A 2978-nucleotide genomic window follows, 5' to 3' on the forward strand; every position below is an offset into this window, starting at 1 on the left:
GATCGCTGCGGCTTCATCATTCAGTCCCTGCTCCAGACCGCATGCATATTCCTGGTTGCAGGACGACTCGCTCAGGAATTCTGAAAACCGCGTCTTAGCAACTCTGCCGGCTAGTGTAGTAGCCATGGTCTCGATGATGACGGCAACTGGCTCCTCCTGCTCTGCAGCGAGGGCATGCTGCACAATGTCCAGTCGGCGCTCCTCCGCCTTGTTGCCGGCTTCCTTGGCGTCACACAGCTGGTGGAACGCGGCGTGGTAGGCAACCTTCTTCTCCATATAGCTGGCGCAGGCGGTCGGCAGGGCGGCGTCTGACTGGCACCGGCGGGCGTGCTGCCCAGGGCGGGCGCAGTGGGCCGCCCTGGCGATGGCTCATAGGACACGCGTAATCGGCGCCACTGGGTCCTCCACTACCTCCCTACCGCTAAGGCACCCTCCTCCCCAGATCCATGCAGCGGGTCTCCAAGAACCTGAGGCGGGAGGAATGAGCATGCGGGTGGAAGTTCTATACGCGCTCCTGCTGGGCATCGGCCTGATGGTCAGCAGTTGTGGGCACCGTCACGACGGCTATCGCGATGGTTATCGTGGCGGCTACGGTGCTCCGAGGGGTTACGATGGTGGCCAACGCCCTTATGGCAATCGCCGCTGGTAGGGGGCATCGCGTCAAATGCCCTCCTGGTCGCTTCAAGACGCTTGGTGCGCGCTTGCGGAAGCACCAGGGCGAGGACGGCAAATGATGGACCTGACCGCAGGATGGACTGAAGACTGGGGTAACACCTGGACCAGGACAGAGCCTGGCAAACCCGGTAGACCGGATCTGTTGCTCCGCGTGTTCCCCGATCCCGACAGCAAGGAAGAGCCTTGGATCTGGGAGGTACTTACGCTGGATGAAGATGTCGAGCGTGAGGTTGCGGTCGGTGGTGGCGTGACCCGCGAGGCGGCCATGGCCGCTGCTATCGTGGCGGCATACGGCGAATAAGCGATCAGAACGGGTGTTGGGACCACTTGCCGACTGACGCTCCTAGGCTGTGAGAGGCGCCAGTGGTGAACACAGGCGCAAACATGGGGCAAGGCAGCAATACGCTGTGGCGGACTACGTGCTGCGTGACCTGACCAGCACCTGGAGCAGAGGCTACAGCGCTACGGCGAGAGGCGCTGTCGGTATGGCCGGACAATCTTCCACCTCCGCATCGCAATCGCACCGCTGCTTCCGCCCGGGTCAGGCCAGGGGAAAGGACCAGCAGATCAGCCCCCAGACGCCGCTGTCCTGCGGCCGCATTCTACCCAACGGCGCCCCAGAACATGTCTCTGCCGACCGTGAGCATGAGCACGGACACGACGAAGATTAGCAGTGCTATAGCGATCAGCACCCGGAGGTCGAAGCGTTGTTCGCGGGTCCACCTACTCATTCGTGAGCCTCCCAGGTGGCGTTTTCCATGTAACGTGCGAAAGGCTGCCAAAGTAAGCGAAGCCGACAAGTTCAAGGTGAACCGCGCCCCCGTCCTGACCCTCAGGGCGGCCATCGTAGCTGAGCGTCTGGGCCATGATGCCGACGCCGCCATCACCCAAGGACGGGCGGTTGCGGGCTCCGGGGCCAGGATCAAGGCGCGTGCCATCGGCATCGAAGAGGCAGAGGAGGGTACAGACAAGCCGAAGCCGGCCCCAACGGCGAAGCCGGAAGCCATTCACCTCCTCGGCCGCGATGTACCGGTGGTGAAGGCAAAAGGTGGTCTGCGTGCCCTGGCCGAGGGGAAGGCGGCTGCCGTGGCGCCGGGACGAGGCTAGGTCGAGCACGCCTTTGCAGAGCACCTTGCGGCTGTCCGAAAGGCTAGGGAGGACCTGGCCAAGTCAGCGGATCCGCACGAACTCAACGGGGTGGCGTCCGACTTCACGAGCAGTTTCGACCTGAGGTGGAGCCGGGGACAAAGGGATGAGGCGCAAAGGGGTTCTGTAGGTCCGGACTTTCGACACCATTGAGCACCTCTGCCGGACGCCGCTTGAATTCTGCCGGACCTACAACTCAACATGACTGGTCAATCGACACGGCTTCAGAACACCGGATGTCGTCTGCCAGGATCAGCTTTCACCCGCGGCTCTCGCTGCATGGGCTCCACTCAAATGTCTCAGAGGCTGGGGGCGGTACACAAGCGTGCTCCCGCCCCAACTTACCGCCTGGTGTGGGCCGTGAGCCCGAACACGAAGCCAACAGCGCCAGCAATCAGCAGAGCCGCCAGCGGGTGTTGGCTGACAGCCGCAGCGGCAGTTCCCCCTGCTTGGCCGGCCCATCCCTGAGCAGAGGCTAAGGCAGCCGAGTTCTGCTCCGCGGGGTTGCCGTGAACTGCTGTGTCCGTCCCATCCGGGGAGATGAAGCCGGTGACGCCGCTCTTATGAGCGGGATCGGACGCCGGAAAGGTATCCTCGACCGCCTTATCGACCTTGGCCTCCGGCGTCGCGCCGGGCCTCAGATCGGAGACCCAGTGCCCGGTCTCCTCATCGCGCTTCTGGTCCGTCTTGTCCTTGTCCATGGTCGTTGCCTTCGATGGTCGTCGCTATGACCGAGCCTAGGCCCACGCGGACGCTGCAGCCCGTCGAAGAGGAAGCGCCGCACACCTGGAGGAGGTTCCACGGCTGTGCCAACGACCTTTCTACTCCAGAGCTCCCTTTCCACAGCGAGCTTGTGGCTTTCAGCGGGCTTGGCAGCGCCTGTGTCCTGCCTCAGCGCACCACCTTCGTGGCAGTCGCCCTTATTATTTCCCTTATGCACGATACCAGTACGCAGAGGGCTCGCGGCTCAGGCAATAGACATCATCATACGGTTTTGTTCAATTTCCTTGGTCGGTCGTTGATTGCACGGGTTCTGCTGCCATCCACCAAAGATGCCGTCCTTTAGAACACCTAACAGAACCGCTTGATTTGGCCGAGGCAGACCAGGGCGCAGGCGAGCGTCGTGAACGCCAGGTGGATGTCGGCGCGGCGCTCAT

4 protein-coding genes and 1 pseudogene are annotated in these 2978 nt (G+C 62.7%); 2 read left to right on the forward strand and 3 right to left on the reverse strand.

Translation table 11 applies throughout. The features are described from left to right. Positions 1-276 (reverse strand): hypothetical protein (locus BO39_RS29120; protein ID WP_043840370.1); only part of this gene is annotated, 276 nt, incomplete at its 3' end. 454 nt (positions 277-730) lie between these two features. Between BO39_RS29120 and BO39_RS33435 the strand changes: the two genes are divergently transcribed. Next, complete coding sequence (locus BO39_RS33435; RefSeq protein WP_156964150.1) at positions 731-976, forward strand: hypothetical protein; 246 nt, start codon at positions 731-733, stop codon at positions 974-976. 464 nt (positions 977-1440) lie between these two features. Beyond that, positions 1441-1782: a hypothetical protein gene (locus BO39_RS29125; RefSeq protein WP_043840372.1), complete on the forward strand. Its 342-nt coding sequence runs from the start codon at positions 1441-1443 to the stop codon at positions 1780-1782. 380 nt (positions 1783-2162) lie between these two features. Here the strand turns inward: BO39_RS29125 and BO39_RS29130 are convergent, their stop codons facing one another. Beyond that, the gene (locus BO39_RS29130) at positions 2163-2522 is read right to left on the reverse strand and encodes a hypothetical protein (protein WP_043840374.1); all 360 of its coding nucleotides are present in this window, start codon (positions 2520-2522) and stop codon (positions 2163-2165) included. 370 nt (positions 2523-2892) lie between these two features. Beyond that, positions 2893-2978, reverse strand: a pseudogene (locus BO39_RS33440) (IS5/IS1182 family transposase); the annotation flags it as partial.

Source organism: Roseomonas aerilata DSM 19363, assembly GCF_000711725.1.
In the GTDB taxonomy this organism is placed as follows: Bacteria; Pseudomonadota; Alphaproteobacteria; order Acetobacterales; family Acetobacteraceae; genus Roseomonas; species Roseomonas aerilata.

Bases quoted from the DNA above. Each gene is read 5' to 3' on its own strand.
- BO39_RS33435 (WP_156964150.1), top strand. From the start codon at position 731: ATGATGGACCTGACCGCAGGATGGACTGAAGACTGGGGTAACACCTGG.
- BO39_RS29130 (WP_043840374.1), bottom strand. From the start codon at position 2,522: ATGGACAAGGACAAGACGGACCAGAAGCGCGATGAGGAGACCGGGCAC.